The organism is Runella sp. (assembly GCF_965279615.1).
Classification (GTDB): domain Bacteria; phylum Bacteroidota; class Bacteroidia; order Cytophagales; family Spirosomataceae; genus Runella.
This window is the reverse complement of sequence record NZ_OZ257252.1, coordinates 6,105,076-6,127,829: the sequence shown is the minus strand read 5'-3', so window position 1 is coordinate 6,127,829 and position 22,754 is coordinate 6,105,076. Positions and strand designations below refer to the sequence as shown.

Below are 22,754 nucleotides of genomic sequence, written 5' to 3'. Positions count from 1 at the left end.
ATCAAAAACGAATGGCAAACCGCTTAAACTTAACCGCAAATCAATCACCCGGTTGGCGACTCAGTACTTTTTTGTTGGTAGGAATTTCATTATCCATCGGCTGGGGAATTCGCGGCAATTTCGGTCACGAATACGGCGCAGCTTTTGCGGGTTGTTTGGCCGCCATTACAGGTTGTTTATTGTCCGGACGTAATGACTGGCGCGAACGCGTGCTTTACTTTGCTTTTTTCGGGGCCATTGGTTGGGGATTTGGCGGCTCTGTTTCCTATATGCAGGTCATTTCTTCTACCGAAAGCGGTCATGCGCCTTCGCAATGGTACGGTTATGCAGGGTTGTTTTACATTGGTTTTTTGTGGGCCTCTCTGGGTGGCGCGGGTACAGCATTGGCGGCCGTCGCCGAAAAGGACCGTTTGGTTCAACTTACCAAGCCCGTCTTTTTGCTTTTTGTCGTATGGTTTTTACAGGATCAAATAGAAGACCCTATCGCCAATTGGCTTCAATCGGGCATCGGGTTTGACCATACGTGGTCACGTCATAAAAGTCCGCTGTATTGGTTTGACGCCGATTATTTGGCGGCCTTCTTTGCGTTGCTCGCCGCAGGAATCTATGATCTGTGGCAACGACGGGAAAAAAACGGCTTTTTACTCATCGCTTTTATCTTCGCAGGTGGTTTGATTGGTTGGGGTATTCAGTGGCTCTTACAGAAAGTCGGGCTTGATCATTCGCTTGCCTCGCTCCTTACTTATTCATTAGGTGATTCAAGCTATATCAGTCTCGAAACGGGAAAACCTGCTTTTGATGCGCATAATTTTCTCAACAACTGGCCGCAATGGTTTGGCGATTATCCACAACATATTGGGTGGGTTATCGGAATCATAATAGGTATTACAGTTTACTTTATTCGTTTTGGCAAATTCCGCGACGGCTCTTCGCTCATTGCTTACATGGCCGGCGGTTGGCTTATTTCATTTTTGGTCTTTCCGGTCTTGGGAAGTTTATTTTTTACGCAATATGGCGGCCTCCGCATGACTCCACCCCGCAGCGACGACTGGGCGGGAATTACGGGCGTTTTTGTGGGAATGACACTGTGGATGCGTAGAAATAATTACTTGGCGGTAGCGTATGCATCAATCGTAAGCGGCACGATTGGAGGGCTGGGTTTTTCGGGAATTCAATGGATCAAACAACTGTTGATGGTACCGGGAAATCCGCGCATACTCGGTGCCGACGGAACATCCATCACGAGCGAAGCATACCAAAAAAATCTGGCAGATTGGGCAAATTGGCAGCAGCAGAATTGGCACAGTTTTCTGGAACAAAGTTATGGATTTGTAAACGGCCTCGCTATTGCAACGATTTTGGCAATTCTGGCAACCCGAATTAAAACACATCCCATTGCTCCTTCCAAAATTCCCAATGAAAAATGGGCATTAGGCTTTACCACCGTTTTTGTATTGATCGGAATCCCTTACGTTAACTTATTTAAAAACGTCAAAGAATGGAGTGACCAACTCAACCCCACCGTGTGGAAACAAACAGTTACTCAGGCAGATGGAACAGAAAGTACGGCACCGGCGCTTTGGGATGCTCCTTATATAGGAAGACTTCCTCACGTTGATTTCCTGCATCTTACGCCCGATGGTTGGTTTAATCTGACTTGGCTGTTGCTGCTTGGTATGGTTGTGCTTGTCATCCGAAGGCATTTTCAGGAACCGTTGGCGCTTATTCCCAAAACGTGGTTAGGGAAAGGGCAATTGCTGTTTTTGATCTTACTGTGGGTAATGATTGTCGGCAATTTTGAGCGTGCCCTCGTGGGCTGGGGGCCTTCACGGTTATTGACTGAATGGGTCATTACTTTCAACGCCATTGTGGCTACCTTACTCGTATTGACATTACCCAAAGAAAAAGAAACATTGGTGATTGGTAATCTTTCTTCCTTTGAGCCTTTGTATAAAAAAGCGCGTTGGATGACGATTGGCGCAGTGGCGATCTCAAGTGTATTTTTTCTGCTGACCAATCGCGCGGTCTACCATTATCCCGACTACGAAAAACTGGATAAAAAATATTATTTCACGCGTTTTGGGCCGGAAGCTGCGTGGCGTTCAAAGCCCAACCTGAAAAATGCCCAACACAAATAGAACACTAATTGACACACTTTATGAAACAAATTAAATGGGGAATGATTGGCTGTGGCAACGTAACTGAAAAGAAAAGCGGGCCGGCTTTTAGCAAAGTGCCGAATTCATCGTTGGTAGCCGTGATGGGCAGAAGCGCCGAAAAAGCCGCTGATTATGCTCAACGCCACGGCGTATCGAAGTGGTATACCAGCGTAGATGACCTGATCAACGACCCCGAAGTAAATGCCGTTTACATTGCTACGCCCCCGGATGTTCATCTCGAATACGCGACAAAAGCCATGAAAGCGGGCAAGGCTGTGTATGTAGAAAAACCAATGGCACGCAACGCCGCCGAATGCGAAGCCATGAACCAAGTAAGTCGCGAAACGGGTGTGCCGCTTTTTGTGGCGTATTATCGTCGTACGTTGCCTTATTTTGTAAAACTGAAAGAATTGATCGATCAAAAAGTAATCGGTGATATTCGTCTGGTAACAATCCAAATTCACTATAATCCCTATTCCGAAGAAATCGGCGAAAATGCGCAACCGCGCTGGCGTGTTGACCCCGAAATTTCAGGCGGCGGACACTTTCACGATCTGGCCTCTCACCAGTTCGATTTTCTGGAATATGTACTCGGCCCCATCAAGACTGCCAAAGGTATTGCTCGAAATCAGGCAGGATTGTACGAAGCTGACGACATTGTAGTGGCCAATTTTGAGTTTGAATCAGGTGTGTTAGGTACCGGAAGCTGGTGCTATACGCTCAACAAAGAACAGCGCCTCGACGAAGCCCAACTCATTGGCTCTAAAGGAAAGATCACGTTTTCGTTTTTCGAACGATTTACCATCAAAGTAGAAGCCGTTGACGCGATGGGTGAATATTTAATTCCGTACCCTGACCACGTACAACAACCATTGATCGACACCATTGTGCAGGAATTGCGGGGAGAAGGCACTTGCCCAAGTACGGGCGAAACGGGAGCCAGGTCTAATGCCATAATGGATCAGATCACGGCTAAATAATTTAAAGATCATTTTTGTGAAAAAAGGGTATTTACTCATCACTTTTCTTTTGGTAAATGTTGCCCTAATGGCGCAAACACCAAAGAAAACAAAACCAACACCACCGTTGGCTCGTCCCAAATTGGTCGTGGGCATTGTGGTCGACCAGATGCGTTATGATTATCTCTATCGTTTCTACGACAAATACAGCGAAGGCGGTTTCAAACGCCTGCTCAATGGCGGTTTCAATTGTCGCAATAATCATTATCATTACGCACTGACCGTAACGGCCGCAGGGCACGCGGCCATTTATACGGGTTCTATTCCGGCCATCAACGGCATTGTGGGCAATGATTGGTACGATACTTTTGCCGACAGAAGCGTGTATTGTGTAGAGGATACCACCGCAAAAATCGTGGGCAGCTCAAACACATCGGCAGGTAAAATGTCGCCACGTAATCTGCTCACCAGCACTGTGACCGATCAATTGCGGATTGCCAATAACTTTCGTTCCAAAACCATCGGTGTTGCCATCAAAGATCGCGGCTCTATTTTGCCCGCCGGCCATACCGCCACGGGTGCATATTGGTACGATTCCAAAACCGGGAATTGGGTTACGAGCACTTTCTATACCAACGAATTACCCCAATGGGCAAATGAGTTCAACGCCCGCAAACTTCCCGCCGAGTACACCAAAAACGGTTGGAAAACATTACTACCCATTGAAGCCTACGTAGAAAGCACGCCCGACGACCAACCCTACGAAACCAAGTTGGCAGGAGCCGCAAAGCCGGTTTTTCCGTACGAATTGATGGGACAGGCGGGCAGTGCCTTTGGTGCGGTTACGTCCACACCTTGGGGAAACACCATGACCAAAGACATGGCGATTGCGGCGCTCAAAGGAGAGAATTTAGGTAAAGGCAAAGACACTGATTTTCTGGCCATCAGTTTCTCCACTCCCGACCGCATCGGTCATGCCTTTGGCCCTACTTCGGTTGAGCAGGAAGATATTTACCTGCGCCTTGATCTGGAATTTGCCGATCTGCTCACAACGTTGGATTCGTGGGTGGGCAAGGATAATTACACCGTTTTTCTATCTGCCGATCATGGGGCGATGGATGTGCCGGCGTTTTGGAAACAACATAAATTGCCCGCCGGTCTGATCGACGTAAAAGTTTTGTACAGTACCCTTCAAAAGGCATTAAATGAAGCATTTGGCAGCGGAAAGTACATTGTAGGAAGTGAAAACTATCAACTTTATTTTAACAAAGCCTTATTGAAAGAAAAGAAAATTTCTCAGGAAACTGCTTATCAAGTGGTGCGTGAGGCGCTGTTGCCCATGCCCGGCATTGCCGACGTTATTAATTTAAAAAGCCTGCATACCGCTGACCTGAATTCCTATCAATTAGAACTTTACAAAAACAATGTGAACGCCAAGCGCAGCGGCGACGTGCAGATCATTGTGCAGTCGGGTTGGTTTGCGGGCGATGGCATCGGCACCGATCACGGCACGCCCCACAATTATGACACGCACGTTCCTTTTGTATTATACGGTTGGGGCGTAAAGCAGGGAGAAACGCTCCGCCGCACTACCATCGCTGATATTGCACCGACCCTTTCGGCATTATTGCATATTTTACCGCCGAGTGGCAACGTAGGAAATCCGGTTATGGAAGCGCTTAAATAAATGGGAAAGTGCTTTGCTGCCTTCAGCCGTTGTTTTCGGGTTTGAGAACCCGAAAGCACCTTTCCCGTGAAGGCCGATTCTCAAATCGGCCGTTTAGGTTTCTCAAAACCTAAATACATCATAAAACCCGTTGCACGATTTATGTTTGAAAATTTAAGAGTTTAATAACAGCACAAAATTCATATTCTCCACATCATAATGTAAGTTTAAATTTTTACTCATGAGACGTAATTGACCGTTACGTTTTAACAACAAAACCACATGAAAAACCTTTCACTTGTTTTGACCATTGCCTGCGTATTGCTTGTTTTTGCCGGCAATGCGCAAATGCATAAACCTTACACGCCTACTGCTTTTCCTGATCGCCTTATTTTGGGTTGGCAAGGCAATCCTGCCACTTCTCAATCGGTCAATTGGCGCACTGACTCTTCCGTTGTCAATGCCGTTGGTGCCATTCATGAAGCAGATCCGGGACCTGATTTTGTCAAAAAAGCCACCATCGTTCCGGCCACTTCCGAAATGGTACTTCTGGAAGGAAAACATGTTTTGTACCATTCGGTACATTTCAAAGACCTAAAGCCAAACACCAAATACGCGTATCGGGTAGGTGCCGGCGAGCATTGGAGCGAGTGGTTCCACTTCAAAACCGCCGAAGATAAGTCGGCTCCATTCTCATTTATATACTTTGGCGATGCTCAAAATGACATTCGTTCGCTATGGTCACGGGCAATTCGCGGGGCCTATTCGACCATGCCTTCCGTCAACCTGATGATTCATGCCGGCGACCTGATCACGACTTCCAACGCCGATTGGCAATGGGGTGAGTGGTTTGAGGCAGGTGGTTGGATCACGGGTATGGTGCCTACGTTGGCCACTCCCGGCAATCACGAATATTTTAAGGATGCGACAGGCAAAGGCCGTGTTTCGATGCATTGGCGGCCTTCTTTTGTGTTACCCGAAAATGGCCCCGACAAATTGAAAGAAACGGCTTATTATTTTGATTACCAAGGCGTTCGCTTTATTTCGCTGGACTCGCAGGGAGCCTTATTGGACTCGACCGTGATGGACGCGCAGGCTGAATGGCTGGTTGGCGTATTGACCAATAATCCAAATAAGTGGACTGTTGCGGTACATCACCATCCCATTTATTCGACCGCCAACGGGCGCAACAACGACGAATGGCGCGTGAAAATGGAGCCCATCTATAAGAAATACAACGTTGACTTAGTCCTGCAAGGCCACGACCATACCTACGGACGCGGTCTGAATATGCCTTTGGGACAAAGCCGCAAATACCCCGATGGGCCCATTTATGTGGTATCGGTCAGCGGGCCTAAAATGTACACGATCGGTTTGCAGGATTGGATGGATCGCGCCGGTTCCAACACGCAGCTGTACCAGATCATCAGCGTAGACGGCAATAAGCTTTCGTACAAATCCTACACCGTGACGGGTGAATTGTACGACGTATTTGACTTAACCAAAAATACCAAGGGTCGCAATACGCTCACAGACAAATCACCCACCTTAGCTCCCGAGCGACTGGCGTTGCCTCCCGAATACCAAACCCGTTTTAAGCCCGAACAATTGGAAGAATACAACAACCGATTTAAGGAGTATAAGAAACGGAAAGAAGCGAAGAAGTAAGGCTTTTTTTATTGAAGGCAAAAGCAATTGGGGCGACTGATTGCTTTTGCCTTTTTCGTTTTTTACCTTAGTAAAATTACTGCAAAAAGGCATTAAAAGTGTTCATCCGTTGAGTGCCGAGCGAGAATACTCGGTTTTTTAAAAGGTTGATTTTGTGGTGGGCGCGTATAAATAAAAAATATACGCAACAGAAGCCGACATCAAACGGTTATAAGCGATAAAAAAGGGCTAAGTGGGTTATATACAGATGTTACAAGTAAGCCTAAAAGACAACACAGCAAGAAATGGAAATTTGGCAATACATAGAAGTTTTAAGAAGAACTAACAAGACGGGGTTTTTCTCAAAGGACAATACCGAAGAGAAGATTAATGCCTTGACTAAAATTGCTAATGACGGTTATCCAAGTCTTATTTACAGTTTGACAGAATTTATAAAAGACGACAACAGAGAAATAAGAGAAACCACTTGCAAGACAATAACTCACCTATTCAAAAAGATTGACAGCAAAAAAGGATATTATGACACTCTTAAACATTGCGGAATTTCAAAAAGCGACCTTGACTTTTATGAAGCTAATTTCCCAAAAGAACAATATGTAGAGTTATTGGCAATAAGTTCATTAAACGGAAGTGGATACGTAAGAGAAAAAGCTGTTAAGAAACTTTCACAAGTTGACAGTCCAAGAGCTATACAATTTTTAATCTATCGCTTAGCAGATTGGGTTTTACCAGTTCGACAAGCCGCACTAAATGGAATTGAGAACTATAAAACAACCGATTACATTGACAGTTTAATTGAAAATTTGCCAATTTTTGAGTGGCTTCAAAAAGTTGATCGGACAGACCTTAGCGGAATTTACCAAGACATTGTTGAGTTCATAGCTACTACAAACAGAACATATGTAATTGACAACTTTAAGAAATACCCAGATAAGCTAAGAATACTTTTGGCGAGACACATTTCAAGTTCACTTATAGAAAATTCGCAAGAGTTAAAATTGTTTCTAACTGACAAACATTTTTTAATTAGAAACTTAGCAATAAACCACTTTGGCAAACTTGGACAAGCAGAAATCGAACAATTACTAAATGACAAATCAGCGAATGTTCGACTTCAAACACTATATTGCTTGAAAGACCAAAACGGTTTTGAAACAATAGTAAAGAAATTTTTAGCGGACAATTCAGCTACGATAAGATATTTTGCAAGATTTACGCTTAAAAAATCAAGCATTGACTTTGCGAAATTTTACAATGACAACTTACAGACGAACTGCCAAGTAATTGGTTCTTTAAGCGGACTTGCTGAAACCGAAGGCAAACAGCATTCGCAAACAGTTAAGTTATACTTTGGTGACAAAAAAGTAAGAGTAAAAAAGACAGCATTTTTAGCTCTTTGCAAACTTGACGCAGAAGGTGCTTATGATTTTGCATTGGCAAACCTTGACAGTCCATATCTTGGACTTAGAAATGTAATCATTGATTTTCTGTCGCATATTCCAAGACAGGATGTATTGACAAAGGCAAGAAGCATTTATGAAGCCAGCAACTTTGACTTGAAAAAATCAATGCTAAAACTCTTCAACAAAGTTGGCGGCTGGACAGCAATTCCCGACTTGATGATTGGAACAATTGACGAAAATGAAAACATAAGACAATTATCGTATGGATATTTACAAATATGGAGAACAAGAGCGGTAAGACTATTTTCGACACCAAAACAAGGAGAAATTGAAAGAGCAAAACAGATTTTTAACTTTGTAAACGAGACACAAGAAGACAAACAATATTTTAAAACAAACCCAGTAGATGGACTTGACTTTTACTTCAAATAACAGAAGGCCAGCTTGTAACACGGGTTTTGCGTCAGGCGGGGTGACGTGCAAACTTGGAGCTTTATGCTTCTGTTCAAGTTCTGTGCTGGTTGACAGTTTTGTGCTCCGAAACACGCCCGAACGCAAAGCACGGAACCGTTAGCAGCACCCCTTCGTAGTCTCCCATAGAGAGACTACGAACCAAAAATAACCGGAGTGTTTGTAACACGGTGAGTACCCCAAAAGCTGCCAATTACTCTTCCAAAATACTGAGTTCTGCACCCCAAGCTAGGAAAACAGCAAACACCAAATAATTAATCCGAACTAAAAACAATCCTGTTATAAAACAAGTTGCAACCCTAAAACCCTTATTAGAGAAGGGCTATTGTTGGGAAGGACACATACCTCAAATTTTAGAGAAACGTACTCCTGATCTATTAAAACCTATAGACTTCACCCCGAAAGCAGGTGCTTTTTTGCATCATCATGCCCGGGCAGTTAACAAAAAAAGATTTACTTTGGCCTCCAAACACATTTAATCAAAGATATGGCATCAGGCTTTTTTGCAATTTTAGACGACATAGCTGCTTTGATGGACGACGTGGCGGTGAGCGCCAAGCTCGCTACAAAAAAAACAGCCGGAATACTTGGTGATGACCTGGCCGTAAATGCCGAAAAATCAACCGGCTTTGTGTCATCCAGAGAAATCCCTGTTTTATGGGCAATTACAAAAGGTTCCTTTATTAACAAGTTAATTATCATTCCAATAGCTTTACTGCTGAATATATTTTTACCAACTGCCATTATCGTAATACTTATACTGGGTGGTTTTTACCTCGCCTTTGAAGGTGTAGAAAAAATAGTAGAATACTTCTTTCATAAAAAACAACCTGCACAGCAAGCAGCAGTTGGAGAAATTAAAAATGATGCTGCTTTAGAAAAAACAAAAATAAAATCAGCCGTAACCACCGACTTTATCCTCTCTGTTGAAATCGTTATTATTGCATTAAGTACGGTTTTAAACAATAGCTTAAGTATACAAATTTTAACCATATCGGTTGTTTCCATATTAGCTACTGTGGGTGTTTATGGCATTGTAGCGCTGGTGGTTCGCATGGATGATTTGGGATTTAAGCTGATTGAGAAATCGAAGAAAAAAGGATTTTTAAACACCCTCGGTCTGTTATTAGTAAGAACGTTGCCCGTTATCATCAAACTATTTTCGGTGGTAGGAACCATAGCATTACTACTTGTATCGGGGGGTATATTTGCGCACAACATTGACTATTTACACCACATTTTACCCAAGTGGCCAACCATTATAAAAGAATTTACTTTTGGTGTGTTGGGCGGATTATTGGCTTTAGCTTTAGTGTCTGCTGTTAAAATAATTCTTTCGCTATTTAGAAAAAACACCTGATTTGAATGCCTGTTTTGTATACCGAAACCCAAAGAAGTAAAGGAGGGTTATAAAGCTTATGCCGGCGAATTGCCTCCTTAAAGCCACTCATTACCCTGTTATTCAACAAGTTATAGCCAAATATCGTTAAACCCTATTCATTCAAATGAAAAAAGGCAACTCATTCGAAAACAAGAGCCTCGAAGAACTCAAAGCGACCAAAGCGAAATACCAAAAAATAGCCGCGGCAGTGGCAGGTCTTATGACCGTAGCTATCATTTTTATTGTGTATGTAGCCATCACAACTAAAAATTGGGGACAACTTGGTACACTTGGGGTGATTGGAACATTATTGCCTTTGTTCATCAGTATCCAAACGGTGGATAAAGAGATCAAAAGAAGGGAGCAGAATCCTTAATGTAAGTGCTCCGAACTGAATGGCAAGCGAATGGCTGTCTGTTCTTTTCGGCATAACGCAAGGTATTATTACTTGATTTACAATCAGTTATCAACCAATCACAACGTTAACATATACTTAAAAAATGAAACCGGAAAAAGTAGCCTCTCTCACTGACCATGAGTTACTCAAGCGAAAGAAATTATTGAAAAACACCTATACATTTATCGTAGCCACCGGCATTGTCGCATTATTGATAGTGTGCGTGATGTTTGGCTATTCTGTTGGTAAAGACGTTGCCACCGGCGGAAAAGGTACTTTTTATTACAAACCATTAATCCCATTTCTTCTGTTTTTTATTATTGGCAGCGGGGTTATTACGTCTGAACAAAAATCAATCAACGACGAAATCAAAAAAAGAAACTTAGAGTAACACCTTTGTTCGGGGTATACCGTGAGCAGCAAGCTCGCGCTATCGGCAAGTGTATTTTCCTAAAATTCTGATTTTATGTAGCTTTGCTATATAGAACGAAAAATGAATAAACAAGAAGGCAATCAATACGACAAAATCGTAAAAGAGAATATTGAAAGCATAATTCCTGCTTTGATGAACAGCGTTTTGGGATTCAAGGTTGTAAAAGCAGAAGTAATTAAGGAAAAATTGCAGCAAACCAAAGAAAAAGAAGCCGATGCCTTACGTATCATCACCGACCCAAGCGGCCAACAATTCATTTTGCATCTTGAATTTCAAGTAGATGATTATGCAAAAATGGCTTATAGAATGGCTGATTATTGGATTTTGCTTAAATCAAAATATCAACTTCCTGTACGTCAATTTGTAATATTTATTGGTCACGGCGAGCCAAAAATGAAAACAGTACTGGCTGACGACGGCAATTATTTTCAGTTCAATCTAATCAATATTACCCAATTCGACTATCTTCGCTTTCTCACTTCAAACAATCCCGAAGAAATAATTTTGGCTGTTTTGAGTGACTTTGGCAAGGAAAAACCGGAAAATGCTTTAAACCAAATCATACAAAGGCTTTCAGAAACCAAAGCCGACCAAAATTCGTTTCAGAAACACTTACGACAATTGCGAGTGCTATCTAAATTGCGTAGATTAGACCTAAAATTTGATGATATGATACAGAATATGGCAAAATACATTGACGAGGAAAATGATTACCTTGTTATAAGTGCAAAGTCAAAAATTGTTGCGAATCTTATAAAAAAAGGTAAACATACCCTTTCTGAGATAGCTGATATTGCAAGCGTAACGATTGATTTTGTCCTTGGAATCCAACAAAAACTTACAACCGATAAGTAGTTTTGTTAACCTGAATTTTCTGTTTAATTATTAAATTTTTCGTGCTCCTTCCCGTTATCCGAGGTGTTCCGAAGGCCACCCCTAACCAAAAATAAACCGCCTGTCTCTAACATGGTAAATGCGCCAAAAGTTACTGACTACCTTTCCAAAAAATCGCCGGCGGGCCATACGCTACCGCATTGAAATTAGTAATTTGGCCAAGGCGGGCGAGAAGCCGTCAGTAAATCGGTTCAAAAATACAAAGCGCGGAAAGAAGGGAAGAAATAAGGTAAACTTTTGTTTAATTATTAAAAAAATATAAAAAATAATTTTTTAAACACAATTATTTCCCCATAATTGTTCAAGAAGTACCCCGGAGTGTGAAACTTTCACCACGAAAAACCGAAGAAAAACCCGAAAAAAGGGATGGAATGGTTGTTTTACTTCTTATGGCATGAGAGACAAACTCTCTAAATTAACAGAGATGAACAGAAGAAATAGTGAGAAGGCCGCAAGTCTTGTGCATGTAAAACAGATCTTCATCTTTGTTAACGACAAACCATCTTTTTAACAAAATAATACTAAGTTAAAATGGAAAACAATCAAAACAGCGGAAATCAGAACAAGGATACTGATCAACGCAACAACCCTCAACAACAAGGTAACAAGTCTCAACAAGACCAAGGCCAAACTCAACGTCAAGACTCCGGCACTAAGCAGCAGGAACAAAAACAACAAGGTGGTGGCCAAAGCCAAAGTGAACAACGTAACCAAGGCAATACGGGCAACCAAAATCAAGACCAAGAATCTTGGAATGAAAACGATAGCGACACCGGCCGTACCGGCCAATCTCAATCTCAAGGAGATCAACGCAATCGCTAATTTCCAATGAACAATCATTGCTGAAAGTAAACAGTGTCAATGATGATCTCATTGATAATATAAGGTCGGTAAACATTTTAAAAATCTCTATTGACCCTATACATAAATAGATTGCAATTCAATTGCGAAAACTGTTTACAAAAAAATGCAATGATTAATACAAAGAGGGGATAGTTCTTCGGAATTATTCCCTCTTTTATTTTACCCTGAAAATCCGGTGCGCGGTAAATGTCTGCCCAAACAGATCGGTCGTTCTGACAATAATTCGGTGCGTTCCGGCGGGCAAGTCGGTCGGCAGATTCCCCTGCCAAATATGGGTTGAAACCGAAGGTTTATCCATGCTCCAGCCAAAGATCTTATCCAGTTTTGTATCATTGACCGTTGCTTCTAAAAATGGACTTTGTTGATACATAGCCATGTTGTTGGGGTCGCGCTGAGGAGTGAGTTGTAACGGCGTCCATGTACTTTGACCCGCCAATTGAAATTCTACTTTGGAACGAGGCGAGCCTGCAAATACATTCACCCGCAAATGCGTAGTATCTAATTCCGCTTTGGTAAGTTCGTCCGGCCAATATACATTCATCTGATAATCAGCAGTGCGACGGGCGGCCTTGAATCGTGTCGAATATTTATTTCCATCAAATGTAAGAATAGAATAGCCGTTGGGCGCCCCGTCGTTCATGGTAGCGTGGGGAATACCCGTTTCATCTTTCAATCCACACCACCAGCTTCCCGATATCGTAGCATTGACAAAATGATGGTGCGGAGCGGGTGCCGTCCAACCGTATTTTTCATCCACCAACAGATTGATCATGGTATGCGTATGACCCGAAACTGAAAATGTATGCGGACGCTTTTCGATCAACTTAAATAACTCCGTTCGGTTGTCGCAGATCACGACCGGAATGTGCATCAGCAAGACTACCAACTTTTCATTCGGAACAGTTGCCAGGTAATTTTTAACAAAGTCAATCTGAGCTTCCGTAAAATGGCCTTTGTATTTGCCGTCGGGACTGAAATAAACGTTTTTCAGGCCAATAAATGCGACATCTCCTTCTTCAAAAGCATAGGAACTTGGGCCATAAAAACGCTCAAATGTTTCATCACTGAATTGATCATTGGTAGCCCCGCGATTAAAATCATGATTGCCGAAGATGTTATACCAAGGCAGTCCGATCTGCGCAATACTGCCGTTAATTTCAGCAAACAAGTTTGGATCATCTGCCACAACATCTCCCAAAGAAATTCCGAAACGGGCATTTGTCCCAAGGCATTCTTCTACCACATCATGCGTTACGTAATTCACTTCTGTCAAGCCCCGAACCTGCGTATCGCTGAACAACAGTACCGAAAATTGCTTTTCCGGTTTTTGTTGCCACAATGGAAAATCAATGGATTTAGGCAAAGTTCCCGTGGCCGCAACGCCTTCAGTTTTCGAGGTAGGTGAGCCGTTAGGTTTATGTAAATAATAATTTTGAGGCAAATTATCCTTGTTCAACGGAACGGCGTAATCGGCCGGTTTGATCACAAAAAAGCCCGTATCATCACCTGTTGGCAACGTCCATTTCCCATTTTTATCTGTCTTCACCACTTCCCGACCGTTGGAAACGCAAATGTTCGCAATAGGAAGTTCACCTGCATCTTTCAGTCTGTTTTTATTCAGGTCATTATAAACGGTTCCGGTGGCGGTGGTTTGGGCATAAATAGCTTGAGTAACAAGCGCAAGCAGACATAAGGTTGGAATAAAGTTTTTCATTTTTATAGGAATTAGAAATTGGGGATATCGTTTATAGTTAAGTCAATTACAAAAAGTGTATTTTTAAAAATACACTTTTATAGTATTTTTGTATTTTCTAAAGTACATTATGGAACAATTATTTGCTAAATACCTTCCAAAACTCCAACGTACAGGTACTGAATTCGTACGTGATGCTATCCGGGAGATTGATTGGAATCGCAATCGTCTCATAGGGATAAAAGGGGCAAGAGGAGTAGGAAAAACTACCTTATTATTTCAATATTTAAAACAGTCTAAACTCGAATTTAGCAAATCATTATACGTTAGTCTGGACGATTTGTACTTCAGCAATCACCGTTTGTACGATCTGGGAGCCGAATTTGTCAGAACGGGAGGGCAATTACTTCTACTTGACGAAGTACATCGATACACTAATTGGTCGCAGGAAATCAAAAACCTGTATGATGATTTTGCTGACCTACGAATTGTATTTACGGGTTCGTCTATTATTCATCTTGAACGCAGTAAGGGTGATCTTAGCCGTCGCGCAGTAATGTATTCTTTACATGGTTTGTCATTTCGGGAGTTTCTGCAAATTCAAAAAGCAATTACTTTTCCTCCCATTTTGTTAAACGATTTACTAAAACGTCATACCGAAATAGCAGCCGATTTAACTCAAAGTTTTAAACCCTTTGCTCATTGGTCAAACTATTTAGAATATGGTTATTATCCTTATTTCCTTGAAAATGAGGACGTATATGCTCAAAAGCTTGCCGAAACACTTCGACTCAGTTTAGAAATTGACTTACCCGCCGCTTACGGAATCAGCTATGCGACGGTCGACAAAATCAAACAATTTCTCGTGGTTCTTGCTGAAAGTGTTCCTCTAAAACCTAATATTACTAAGCTAAGTGAAACGCTTCAAACTACGCGTGGCTATGTCATTGAGTACCTGCATTATCTCGAAGAATTGGGCATATTGACTCTCTTGCACCGCGATAGTTTTGGTATTACCCGTCTTCAAAAACCCGACAAAGTGTATTTGGCTCATCCCAACTTGCAATACGCCCTTACCGAAACTCGCCCCGGTAAAGGCACTTTACGGGAAAGTTTTTTCTTGAGCCAAACTCATCCTCGTCATCGTGTGGAATATACCGAGCAAGGCGATTTTCGACTTGACAGGCGCATTACAGTAGAAGTGGGTGGAGCAACCAAAACAAATCGTCAAATTGCCACTGTTCCCGATGCTTACATAGCCGCTGATGACATAGAAATAGGATTTGGCACTAAAATTCCACTTTGGCTTTTTGGGTTTTTATATTAATCTTACTTCTTAATCAACCAAATCTCCGTCACCTGTGGACCTTGCCCACCTTCGCCGCAATTCCAAATGAACGTTATTTTTCCGTCGGCGGTGGATTTTTGCGGAACGTCAAATTCAAAGATAGGCTGCTCGCCCGTTTGAAGAAAATCGTGGACAACGGCACCATCGTCAGTAGTTAGTTTCATGCGCGAACGAAAACGTCCCGTATAAGCAATCTTTATTCGGTAAGATGATTTTGTATCAAGTTCACTGTACGCAATTTTCAAGGGTTGGTCGTACAGGGTTTTGACTTGTTTCATCCATGCGCGGGGCGTTACCTCTCCTTTAAAACCCGTCGCTTTGATCTCATCTACCCATTCTTCTGCCACCAATCCTACACCAAAGCCAACGCGGGGAGATTGAAGGCTGCCCGGATCTTTTTCCCAAGCCACGTCCGACACCACGCGATGCCAACTTTCAGGTGAACCAAAATGATCGTAAAATCCGCCCAAACCCGGATCAGTACGATGAAGCAATTGGTGAATTTTTTGCAGTCGTTCCGATTCATTTTCCAACTTTTCAATTTTGGTTAGTTGATCCAAAAGATAAGGGGCATCATTGAGTGGAATATCAATATTATCCACAAAATTGCCGCGCCCTGACATTGCCCCGTGTTTAGCGATAGTTAACTGAGCACCAATGCTTTTATACAATGAATCGGCCAATGAAAAGCACTTTCTGCGGTAATTGGGCAAAATGGGTGATTGCCACGCTTTTTCCAGCGTAGTTTTTGCCCGCTGAATCGTTGCCAAAGAACTTCCTGACCGTACTCTTCCCAAAATATCTTTAGCTTCCTGTTCCACTTCCGTTTCATACAGGAGCCGGCGGCGTGTGTAAGCATCATAATAGGCTCGAATTAATCCCATCTGAAAGCGTGGATTTTGCAATATCTCCGGCGTTGCATCTTCTTCCATCATCTGCCATTGCATCAATGTTCGAGACACGCCTTCATTGGTCAGCAAAGGCCCTTTCAAATTATCTTCCAACGCCACAATAGCCTGCGCAACGGATTCCTGATAGTCGGGTCCGAAGAACAATCGGGCATAATCACGTAACGTTTCAATGACCGGCGTGTCGGGATTCCAGTCCTGGTCGCTCCAGACAAACTTATTGACGTCGTCGTTGGTACCTTCCGAATAGCTGATGCTTCCCGCACCGTATTCATCCAACGCATTATGGATGATTTTTTCATCGTGTGGGCGTGGGTTGATGCTTTCACGGCCAAGCGTCATGGCATACGCCAGATCCCAGTGAGGAATCGGGTATTGAGAGCTGTAATTGTGCGTAATGTCCGGGTAATGACGAATCGGTATGGAAGGATTGACTATGCGTCTGATTTCCTGCACGGGCATTTTTACCCAAGGACCAAAAACCACGCCGCCAAACCACGGATACCCTTTATTGACGTGCGCATAAAACGCATCAAACCATTTTTTAGTAGGCCGAAATACCTGCGGCGAGACCCAAATTTTGGCTTTGGGATGGTATTTTTTCAGTACTACTGACATTTTTTCAAGCCACGCAAACAGCACATCAGGCTCCAGTTCGCCCGGGTCGCCACCGGGCACAAAAACATTGTCCAGTTGAGGCACTGCCGCAAATACTTCGTGCCGCTCTTTCAATTCTTTTTGGATAGAATCCGCGTGTACATAGTTGGAACCCATGTTGGGGTACCACATCCATACGTCCAATCCATATTCTTTGCAAATGCGCGATTGTTCGGCAATCATCTTAATGGCCGGCAGTTTCATGTGCCGACTCGTAGCGTCATCGTCCGTGCGGGGAGGAACGATCTCTATGCTGTTAGCTCCGAAAAGCGCCAATTCGCGAATGTATTGGTCAAACTGTTCTACCGTAAAGGCATCATACGCGTTGGTCTTGGGCCGGTAGCCCAACTGATGCCCACGAATAGGGTAGCGCGGGCTGGTGGCTAATGACAGATCATCCGAAAGCAATACTTGTGTGGGACTCATTTCCATCTTCCGCAACAACCTTCCCACGCCGTACAGAATTCCGCGAGCGTCTTTCCCTACGATCACTACCGCTTTTGATTCCGATAATACTAATATCTTAAAGCCTTCATTACTGATTGCGGATAATTTTCGAATTTCATCCCGAACTTTTGCCGGAAATCCTGATAGATCACTTTCCAACGCAATGCCCACATACGGTTTTCCGTCCGATGGTAGTTTATTCAGAAGTGTCCATTCCAGTTGGCTTCGTTTCTTTACTTCCTGTTGCAGCACTTCTACACTTCGCCGCAATACCTGTTTATCTGTAATGGATGTGTAAATGCGCGCATTGGAAATATCAATGGTTTTGCCAAAACCGGTAAAAGATAGGGCGCAACAAAAAAGCAATAGCAATTTATTCATAACTACATAATTATCAACAATATGGAACACTGCCAATGTAGGGGCGGGGTTTACCTCCGCCCTCTTTTAATGCCGTTAAAAATCTTTCGCGGTTATCGGGCAGACGCAGGGCCTGCCCCTACGGTTTAAATTTCAAGGTTCGTGCTCGGATTTCGGGCACTTCGTATTCGCTGTTCTTTTCAGGATAACCCACTTCCTTCGGCGATGGACCGACCCATTGCGATTTCTTCCCTGAAATGGTAATGGTGCCTTTTGCCGATATCTCTACAACGGTAAACAGTGGGTCTTTGTAAGGAGCTGTATACTTTATCCATTTAAAGTCTTTATCAACCTGTTCGCTGTACCGAACGTGCCCATATTCTTCTCCTAACCACTTGTACGACATAGAATTGATGCAGACATACCAAATTCCGTTGATTTCGTCGGCGCGGTCGTAGTGGATGTGGCCGTAGAAATTAACAATTATTTTATTCTTTTTAGCCTTTGCATTATGTGCTTCCAACAACGCCCGAATATCAGCCGAATTATCTACGCCATCTTTCCCCAATCCCTGATGTGAGAAAATAACAATGGGCGTTTTGGCTTTGCCTAATTCTTCCTTTAACCACGCTAATTGCTTTTCACCGATGTGTTCTTGGTACCCTTTCAGTTCCGGTGATTTCTTGTCATTTCCGTCCAATACGATGAAATAGAAGCCATTTTTCTGAAAGGAATAATAAGAAGAGGGCATTCCTCGGTATTCCAGGGCCTGTTGTAATGAAAAGCCTCCATCCATTTCGTGGTTACCGATCAGGTGGTATTTAGGCCCGGGATATGCATTCCAAATGTCAAACCCATAAGCGTATTTTGGAGCAGGAGTTCCAAAATCGCCGAGTTCAATGATAAAATCAGGTTTAGCCGTTTTCATGCTGTCCATAAACGCCGTGAGTCGCTCCTTGGCGTCGTGCATGGTCGGAACGTGGACATCCGTGAACATACCGATTTTTACCTTTTGGGCAAAAGTATTGATGGAAAGTATAATGCTCAGAATGAGTCCGATGATAGAAAACTTTTTCATGTATTGTATGTTTGAAGGGTGACCTCTACGAGGTCAATTTTCGGTATTGATTATCTGTTTTCTACAAACGTTTCACACCTACGGCGTGACATATTAACCCCTAACCCCTCGGCCGAGGGGTTAGGGGTGGGGTACCTACAACTTGATAAAGATCTTTTTGCGGTATAGAAAATACGCGGGAATAAAATTGACCGAAACAAAGAACAGCGCATAGAGCATACTCGCCGGATTCGGCGTCACTCCGAGGTTGATTAATCCATTGACCGCGTGTTCGTTCAGTGAGTGTTCTCCAAACTTAGTTCCGTAAAAGAATAGCGCCAGAATATCCCCCAACACATACACCGCAATGGCGTTAGCTCCAAAGATGATTCCGGGTTGAGTTCCTTTAGTTTTACCCAAAATATCTACCATAAAATACAGAGCCCCAAGCAACAAACACGCAAAACCGGAGGTTACCAACACAAACGAACTCGTCCAGAGATTCTCGTTAACGGGAAAACCCAACCCCCAAAAATAGCCCAACGCCGCCGAAAAGACACCTGCTGTCATGAGGTAATTTACTTTCTCGTTGGGAGTAAATTTGCGTTGCAACAACTGCCCCGCCAACATGCCCGTAATCCCCGACACGATGGAGGTAAACGTAGTAAGAATGCTTTCGGGGTCCCACGTGCCCTGCCACATTTTACCCGGCAAAAACAGATTGTCAAACCATGCCACAAGGTTTACACCCGGCGCCAACATTGCCGTTTCGTATCCCGGCGTTGGGATCAAGGTCAATGCTAACCAATAACCTACCAGAATGATCGCGCCGATCCACGCCTGTTGCTTCCAATTGGTATTTAAATATAAAATGGCGCAACCCAGAAAGACAAACGCTATTCGGTGCAGCGTACCGGTCCAACGAATATCGCTGAAATCAAAGTTGGGCATGAGGTTCAAAAACATCCCGACAGCAAATATTTTCAAAGAACGAATGACGATTTTCTTATACAATTCTCCCTTTGGGCTGCCGTCCTGTTTTCGTTTTGAATAGGCAAAAACAATGGAAACGCCCACCACAAACAGGAAGATAGGTGCTACCAGATCGGTAAAAGAAAGGCCGTTCCACTTGGTATGTCGCAACGTAAAAAAGACGTGTTCTTCGCTTCCGGGAAAATTGACCATAAGCATGGCCGCAATGGTGAACCCGCGCAGTGCATCCAGCGAAATAAGTCGGTTGGTTAGTGAGGACATTAAAAGGTCGGATTAGGTAAATGTTAAAAATTACTTCAAAAACCAATGGTATTTTTAATACGCGTCACAGTATTATTAAGGCTATTTAACCCCGCAAATTATGCGTAATATTTTATATAGTGCGTTCCTGTTCATCGTTACCATTACCCTTAACGGCTGTAAATCATCCGAAAGCGGCGATTTTGATCAAGCCGATAAGATTGCCGTTTCGTGGGAAGTGGTCACCAATTTTGCGGGGCCAAATGATATTTTTGAAGCCAAATTTTACTTAAAAAACAACGGAAACCTTACCTTGGGCGATAGCAGTTGGGCTTTATTTTTTAATATGGCTCCCCGACCTTTGCTGCCTTACCCTACGCCACAACCTGCCAGGCTTGAGCACATCAACGGCGACTGGTATAAAATGACTCCCAACAAAGGATTTCGCTTGGCTCCCGGCGATTCCGTAACCGTGATTTACAAAGGCACCGAAGGCATTGTGAAAGAAACCGATGCGCCTTTAGGCTTGTATTTTGTATTTTATGACAAAGAAGGAAAAGAGAACCAAGTCGTTCAGATTGAGCAATGTGCGGTGGTTCCTTTTACCAAAAAAGAGCAATTGCTTCGCGGTCCCAACGACCAAGACCCGACGCTTACCCATGAATACCAATACAAAGAAAATTTGGCGGTAAGCCCGGTAACTTCCGATCAATTGCTGAAAGTAATTCCTTCGCCTGTAAAAATCACCGCAGGAAAGGGCACCTTTACCTTGGCAACTTCTACGCCTATCCATTATGAAACAGGACTGGAAAGCGAAGCAAAATTGCTCGCGCAACGCCTCAAAGACATCACCGGAAGTGACTTTACCGTAAAAAATGCCGCGCCCGCCGCTAATACTATTTCATTGCAATTGGGCAAGATCGCCGTCAATGGAATTGGCAAAGAAGCGTATCATCTCAACATCAACGACAAAGGTATTTCCATCATCGGAAGCGATGCAGCGGGTGTTTTTTACGGCACTCAAAGTTTAGTGTCCATGATTCCGACCACTGTTTACACCCAAAAATCCCCTATTGGATTAGCATACGTCCAAATCGAAGATGCGCCGCGTTTTCATTTCCGCAGTATGCAGCTCGACGTGAGCCGTAATTTCCAGAATAAAGAAACCATTCTCCGTACGCTTGATATATTGGCTTTTTACAAGTTAAATCACTTTTTACTCTACACCACCGAAGACGAAGGGTGGCGCTTGGAAATTGAAGGATTGCCTGAACTGACACAGGTAGGTGCACAACGTCAACATATTGCGTCTTACAAGGATGCCGCTCTGCATCCTGGCTACGGTTCCGGACCGATCTCGTACGACAAAGGCAAGCACGGCAGCGGTTTTTATTCCAAAGCTGATTTTATCGAAATTCTCAAATACGCCACCGCGCGCCACATCAAAGTCATTCCTGAAGTAAACCTTCCCGGACACGCACACGCGGCCATCAAGGCGATGGAGGCACGGTATGCGCGATTGATGAAAGAAGGCAAGGAAAAAGAAGCCAACGAATACCGGCTCATTGACCCCGATGATAAATCAGTTTATCTGTCGGCGCAAGGATACAAAGACAATGTGGTAGATATAACGAAAGAATCTACGTATCATTTCTACGAAAAGGTAACCGACGAAATCATCAAAATGTACAAAGAGGCAGGGCTTACCTTGGACCTTTTTCACATCGGCGGTGATGAAGTAGCCGATGGCGCCTGGACAAAATCGCCTTTGGCGCAGGAACTTCTGAAAAAAGACCCAACCATCGGCAACGCGTATAACCTGCACCCCTATTTTATTCGTCGCCTGCTGCCAAGGTTGCAAAAACGCAATCTGCAAGTCCACGGATGGGAAGAAGTAGCGTTGTTTAAGGACAAAGACGGTATCCTGAAAGTGAATCCTGAATTTGCGGGTAAAAATGTCATTCCTTACGTTTGGAATAATGTTTATGATCCGGACCGTGGCTATCGTCTTGCTAACGCAGGCTATCCGGTCGTCCTTTGCAACGTGACCAATTTCTATTTTGATCTCGCCTACAACAACGACCCCAAAGAACCGGGGCTATATTGGGCGGGATTTGTGGATACCCGCGACAATTATACGTTTGCGCCTTACGATATGTTCAAAACCACGTATACCACTGCTATGGGCAAACCTATGACATTTGAAAATGCAGAACGGCTCAAACCCGAAGCGCGCAAAAATATCATTGGGGTAGAATGTCAACTCTGGAGCGAAACCGTGAAAGGGCGCGACATGATGGAATACTACACGTTGCCAAAGCTGATGGGATTTGCTGAAAGCGCCTGGAGTGCCGAACGTTCTTGGGAAAACATTGCCGACAAAGTCGCGCGCGAAAAGGTGATTCAGAGCAACTGGAATGTATTTGTCAATACGCTTGCCCAAAAAGAACTGCCTCGTTTGAGCTATCTCAACGGCGGCTATAATTATCGCGTACCATTACCGGGAGCCATCGTTGAAAACAGCACTCTAAAAGCCAACGTAGCTTTTCCGGGCCTCGCAATTCGCTACACTACTGACGGCAGCGAGCCCAACGAGAAATCACCGGAATACAAAAGTCCCGTAAAAGTCGGCGGACTCATCAAATTAAAAAGCTTTGATGCTTCGGGCAAATGCAGTCGAACGGTAACTATACAATAAGCAAAAGAAATACCATTCAGGCAGGTGAAAATAAACATACGCTCAAATAATAAGCAAT

The 22,754-nt window shown here is 43.5% G+C and carries 16 protein-coding genes; 12 read left to right on the top strand and 4 right to left on the bottom strand.

All coding sequences use genetic code 11. The annotated features are described in order from the left end of the window. Positions 1-11 precede the first annotated feature (11 nt). The 10 genes from ACQY73_RS25655 (at position 12) to ACQY73_RS25610 (ending at position 12,253) form a co-directional block, all read left to right on the top strand. Entirely contained in the window at positions 12-2,138 is a 2,127-nt protein-coding gene (locus ACQY73_RS25655) for a hypothetical protein (RefSeq protein ID WP_428656557.1), read from the top strand. Positions 2,139-2,158: 20 nt separating this feature from the next. Continuing rightward, the gene (locus tag ACQY73_RS25650; RefSeq protein ID WP_428656554.1) at positions 2,159-3,139 is read left to right on the top strand and encodes a Gfo/Idh/MocA family protein; all 981 of its coding nucleotides are present in this window, start codon (positions 2,159-2,161) and stop codon (positions 3,137-3,139) included. 16 nt (positions 3,140-3,155) lie between these two features. Next, positions 3,156-4,805 carry an alkaline phosphatase PafA gene (pafA, locus tag ACQY73_RS25645; protein ID WP_428656552.1) on the top strand — a complete coding sequence of 550 codons (1,650 nt, stop codon included), beginning with the start codon at positions 3,156-3,158 and terminating at the stop codon, positions 4,803-4,805. 261 nt (positions 4,806-5,066) lie between these two features. Then, positions 5,067-6,452: a fibronectin type III domain-containing protein gene (locus ACQY73_RS25640; protein ID WP_428656550.1), complete on the top strand. Its 1,386-nt coding sequence runs from the start codon at positions 5,067-5,069 to the stop codon at positions 6,450-6,452. A gap of 284 nt (positions 6,453-6,736) precedes the next feature. Beyond that, positions 6,737-8,287 (top strand): HEAT repeat domain-containing protein, encoded by a 1,551-nt coding sequence (locus ACQY73_RS25635; RefSeq protein ID WP_428656548.1) that lies wholly within the window; start codon positions 6,737-6,739, stop codon positions 8,285-8,287. A gap of 526 nt (positions 8,288-8,813) precedes the next feature. Beyond that, the gene (locus ACQY73_RS25630) at positions 8,814-9,686 is read left to right on the top strand and encodes a DUF808 family protein (protein WP_428656545.1); all 873 of its coding nucleotides are present in this window, start codon (positions 8,814-8,816) and stop codon (positions 9,684-9,686) included. Between the two features lie 145 nt (positions 9,687-9,831). Beyond that, positions 9,832-10,083 (top strand): hypothetical protein, encoded by a 252-nt coding sequence (locus ACQY73_RS25625; protein WP_428656542.1) that lies wholly within the window; start codon positions 9,832-9,834, stop codon positions 10,081-10,083. Positions 10,084-10,207: 124 nt separating this feature from the next. Then, the gene (locus ACQY73_RS25620; RefSeq protein WP_428656540.1) at positions 10,208-10,495 is read left to right on the top strand and encodes a hypothetical protein; all 288 of its coding nucleotides are present in this window, start codon (positions 10,208-10,210) and stop codon (positions 10,493-10,495) included. A 102-nt stretch (positions 10,496-10,597) separates the two neighbouring features. Beyond that, positions 10,598-11,392, top strand: a complete 795-nt coding sequence (locus ACQY73_RS25615) for a hypothetical protein (RefSeq protein WP_428656538.1) — start codon at positions 10,598-10,600, stop codon at positions 11,390-11,392. A gap of 570 nt (positions 11,393-11,962) precedes the next feature. Next, entirely contained in the window at positions 11,963-12,253 is a 291-nt protein-coding gene (locus tag ACQY73_RS25610) for a hypothetical protein (RefSeq protein ID WP_428656536.1), read from the top strand. Positions 12,254-12,449: 196 nt separating this feature from the next. Here the strand turns inward: ACQY73_RS25610 and ACQY73_RS25605 are convergent, their stop codons facing one another. Further along, a complete protein-coding gene (locus tag ACQY73_RS25605; RefSeq protein WP_428656534.1) occupies positions 12,450-14,009 on the bottom strand; it encodes a calcineurin-like phosphoesterase C-terminal domain-containing protein in 1,560 nt (519 codons plus the stop codon). Between the two features lie 109 nt (positions 14,010-14,118). On the opposite strand from ACQY73_RS25605, the gene ACQY73_RS25600 reads away from it, so the two are divergent. Beyond that, positions 14,119-15,315 carry an ATP-binding protein gene (locus ACQY73_RS25600; protein ID WP_428656532.1) on the top strand — a complete coding sequence of 399 codons (1,197 nt, stop codon included), beginning with the start codon at positions 14,119-14,121 and terminating at the stop codon, positions 15,313-15,315. Between the two features lie 2 nt (positions 15,316-15,317). Here the strand turns inward: ACQY73_RS25600 and ACQY73_RS25595 are convergent, their stop codons facing one another. The 3 genes from ACQY73_RS25595 to ACQY73_RS25585 all read right to left on the bottom strand — a co-directional run bounded on the left by ACQY73_RS25595 (position 15,318) and on the right by ACQY73_RS25585 (position 20,019). After that, positions 15,318-17,729, bottom strand: a complete 2,412-nt coding sequence (locus ACQY73_RS25595) for a hypothetical protein (protein ID WP_428656529.1) — start codon at positions 17,727-17,729, stop codon at positions 15,318-15,320. 118 nt (positions 17,730-17,847) lie between these two features. Further along, on the bottom strand, positions 17,848-18,786 hold the full coding sequence (locus ACQY73_RS25590; RefSeq protein ID WP_428656527.1) for a metallophosphoesterase family protein: 939 nt from the start codon (positions 18,784-18,786) through the stop codon (positions 17,848-17,850). Positions 18,787-18,921: 135 nt separating this feature from the next. Then, on the bottom strand, positions 18,922-20,019 hold the full coding sequence (locus ACQY73_RS25585) for an acyltransferase family protein (RefSeq protein WP_428656526.1): 1,098 nt from the start codon (positions 20,017-20,019) through the stop codon (positions 18,922-18,924). A 100-nt stretch (positions 20,020-20,119) separates the two neighbouring features. Here ACQY73_RS25585 and ACQY73_RS25580 point away from each other — a divergent pair, with 100 nt between their 5' ends. Then, positions 20,120-22,696 (top strand): family 20 glycosylhydrolase, encoded by a 2,577-nt coding sequence (locus tag ACQY73_RS25580; RefSeq protein WP_428656524.1) that lies wholly within the window; start codon positions 20,120-20,122, stop codon positions 22,694-22,696. Positions 22,697-22,754 lie beyond the last annotated feature (58 nt).

What these genes read in the sequence shown, in the direction of transcription:
- ACQY73_RS25610 (WP_428656536.1), top strand. Translation starts at nt 11,963, where the DNA reads ATGGAAAACAATCAAAACAGCGGAAATCAGAACAAGGATACTGATCAA.
- ACQY73_RS25625 (WP_428656542.1), top strand. Translation starts at nt 9,832, where the DNA reads ATGAAAAAAGGCAACTCATTCGAAAACAAGAGCCTCGAAGAACTCAAA.
- ACQY73_RS25640 (WP_428656550.1), top strand. Translation starts at nt 5,067, where the DNA reads ATGAAAAACCTTTCACTTGTTTTGACCATTGCCTGCGTATTGCTTGTT.
- ACQY73_RS25590 (WP_428656527.1), bottom strand. Translation starts at nt 18,786, where the DNA reads ATGAAAAAGTTTTCTATCATCGGACTCATTCTGAGCATTATACTTTCC.
- ACQY73_RS25655 (WP_428656557.1), top strand. Translation starts at nt 12, where the DNA reads ATGGCAAACCGCTTAAACTTAACCGCAAATCAATCACCCGGTTGGCGA.
- ACQY73_RS25585 (WP_428656526.1), bottom strand. Translation starts at nt 20,019, where the DNA reads ATGTCCTCACTAACCAACCGACTTATTTCGCTGGATGCACTGCGCGGG.
- ACQY73_RS25595 (WP_428656529.1), bottom strand. Translation starts at nt 17,729, where the DNA reads ATGAATAAATTGCTATTGCTTTTTTGTTGCGCCCTATCTTTTACCGGT.
- ACQY73_RS25630 (WP_428656545.1), top strand. Translation starts at nt 8,814, where the DNA reads ATGGCATCAGGCTTTTTTGCAATTTTAGACGACATAGCTGCTTTGATG.
- ACQY73_RS25650 (WP_428656554.1), top strand. Translation starts at nt 2,159, where the DNA reads ATGAAACAAATTAAATGGGGAATGATTGGCTGTGGCAACGTAACTGAA.
- ACQY73_RS25580 (WP_428656524.1), top strand. Translation starts at nt 20,120, where the DNA reads ATGCGTAATATTTTATATAGTGCGTTCCTGTTCATCGTTACCATTACC.
- ACQY73_RS25600 (WP_428656532.1), top strand. Translation starts at nt 14,119, where the DNA reads ATGGAACAATTATTTGCTAAATACCTTCCAAAACTCCAACGTACAGGT.
- ACQY73_RS25620 (WP_428656540.1), top strand. Translation starts at nt 10,208, where the DNA reads ATGAAACCGGAAAAAGTAGCCTCTCTCACTGACCATGAGTTACTCAAG.
- ACQY73_RS25615 (WP_428656538.1), top strand. Translation starts at nt 10,598, where the DNA reads ATGAATAAACAAGAAGGCAATCAATACGACAAAATCGTAAAAGAGAAT.
- ACQY73_RS25605 (WP_428656534.1), bottom strand. Translation starts at nt 14,009, where the DNA reads ATGAAAAACTTTATTCCAACCTTATGTCTGCTTGCGCTTGTTACTCAA.
- ACQY73_RS25635 (WP_428656548.1), top strand. Translation starts at nt 6,737, where the DNA reads ATGGAAATTTGGCAATACATAGAAGTTTTAAGAAGAACTAACAAGACG.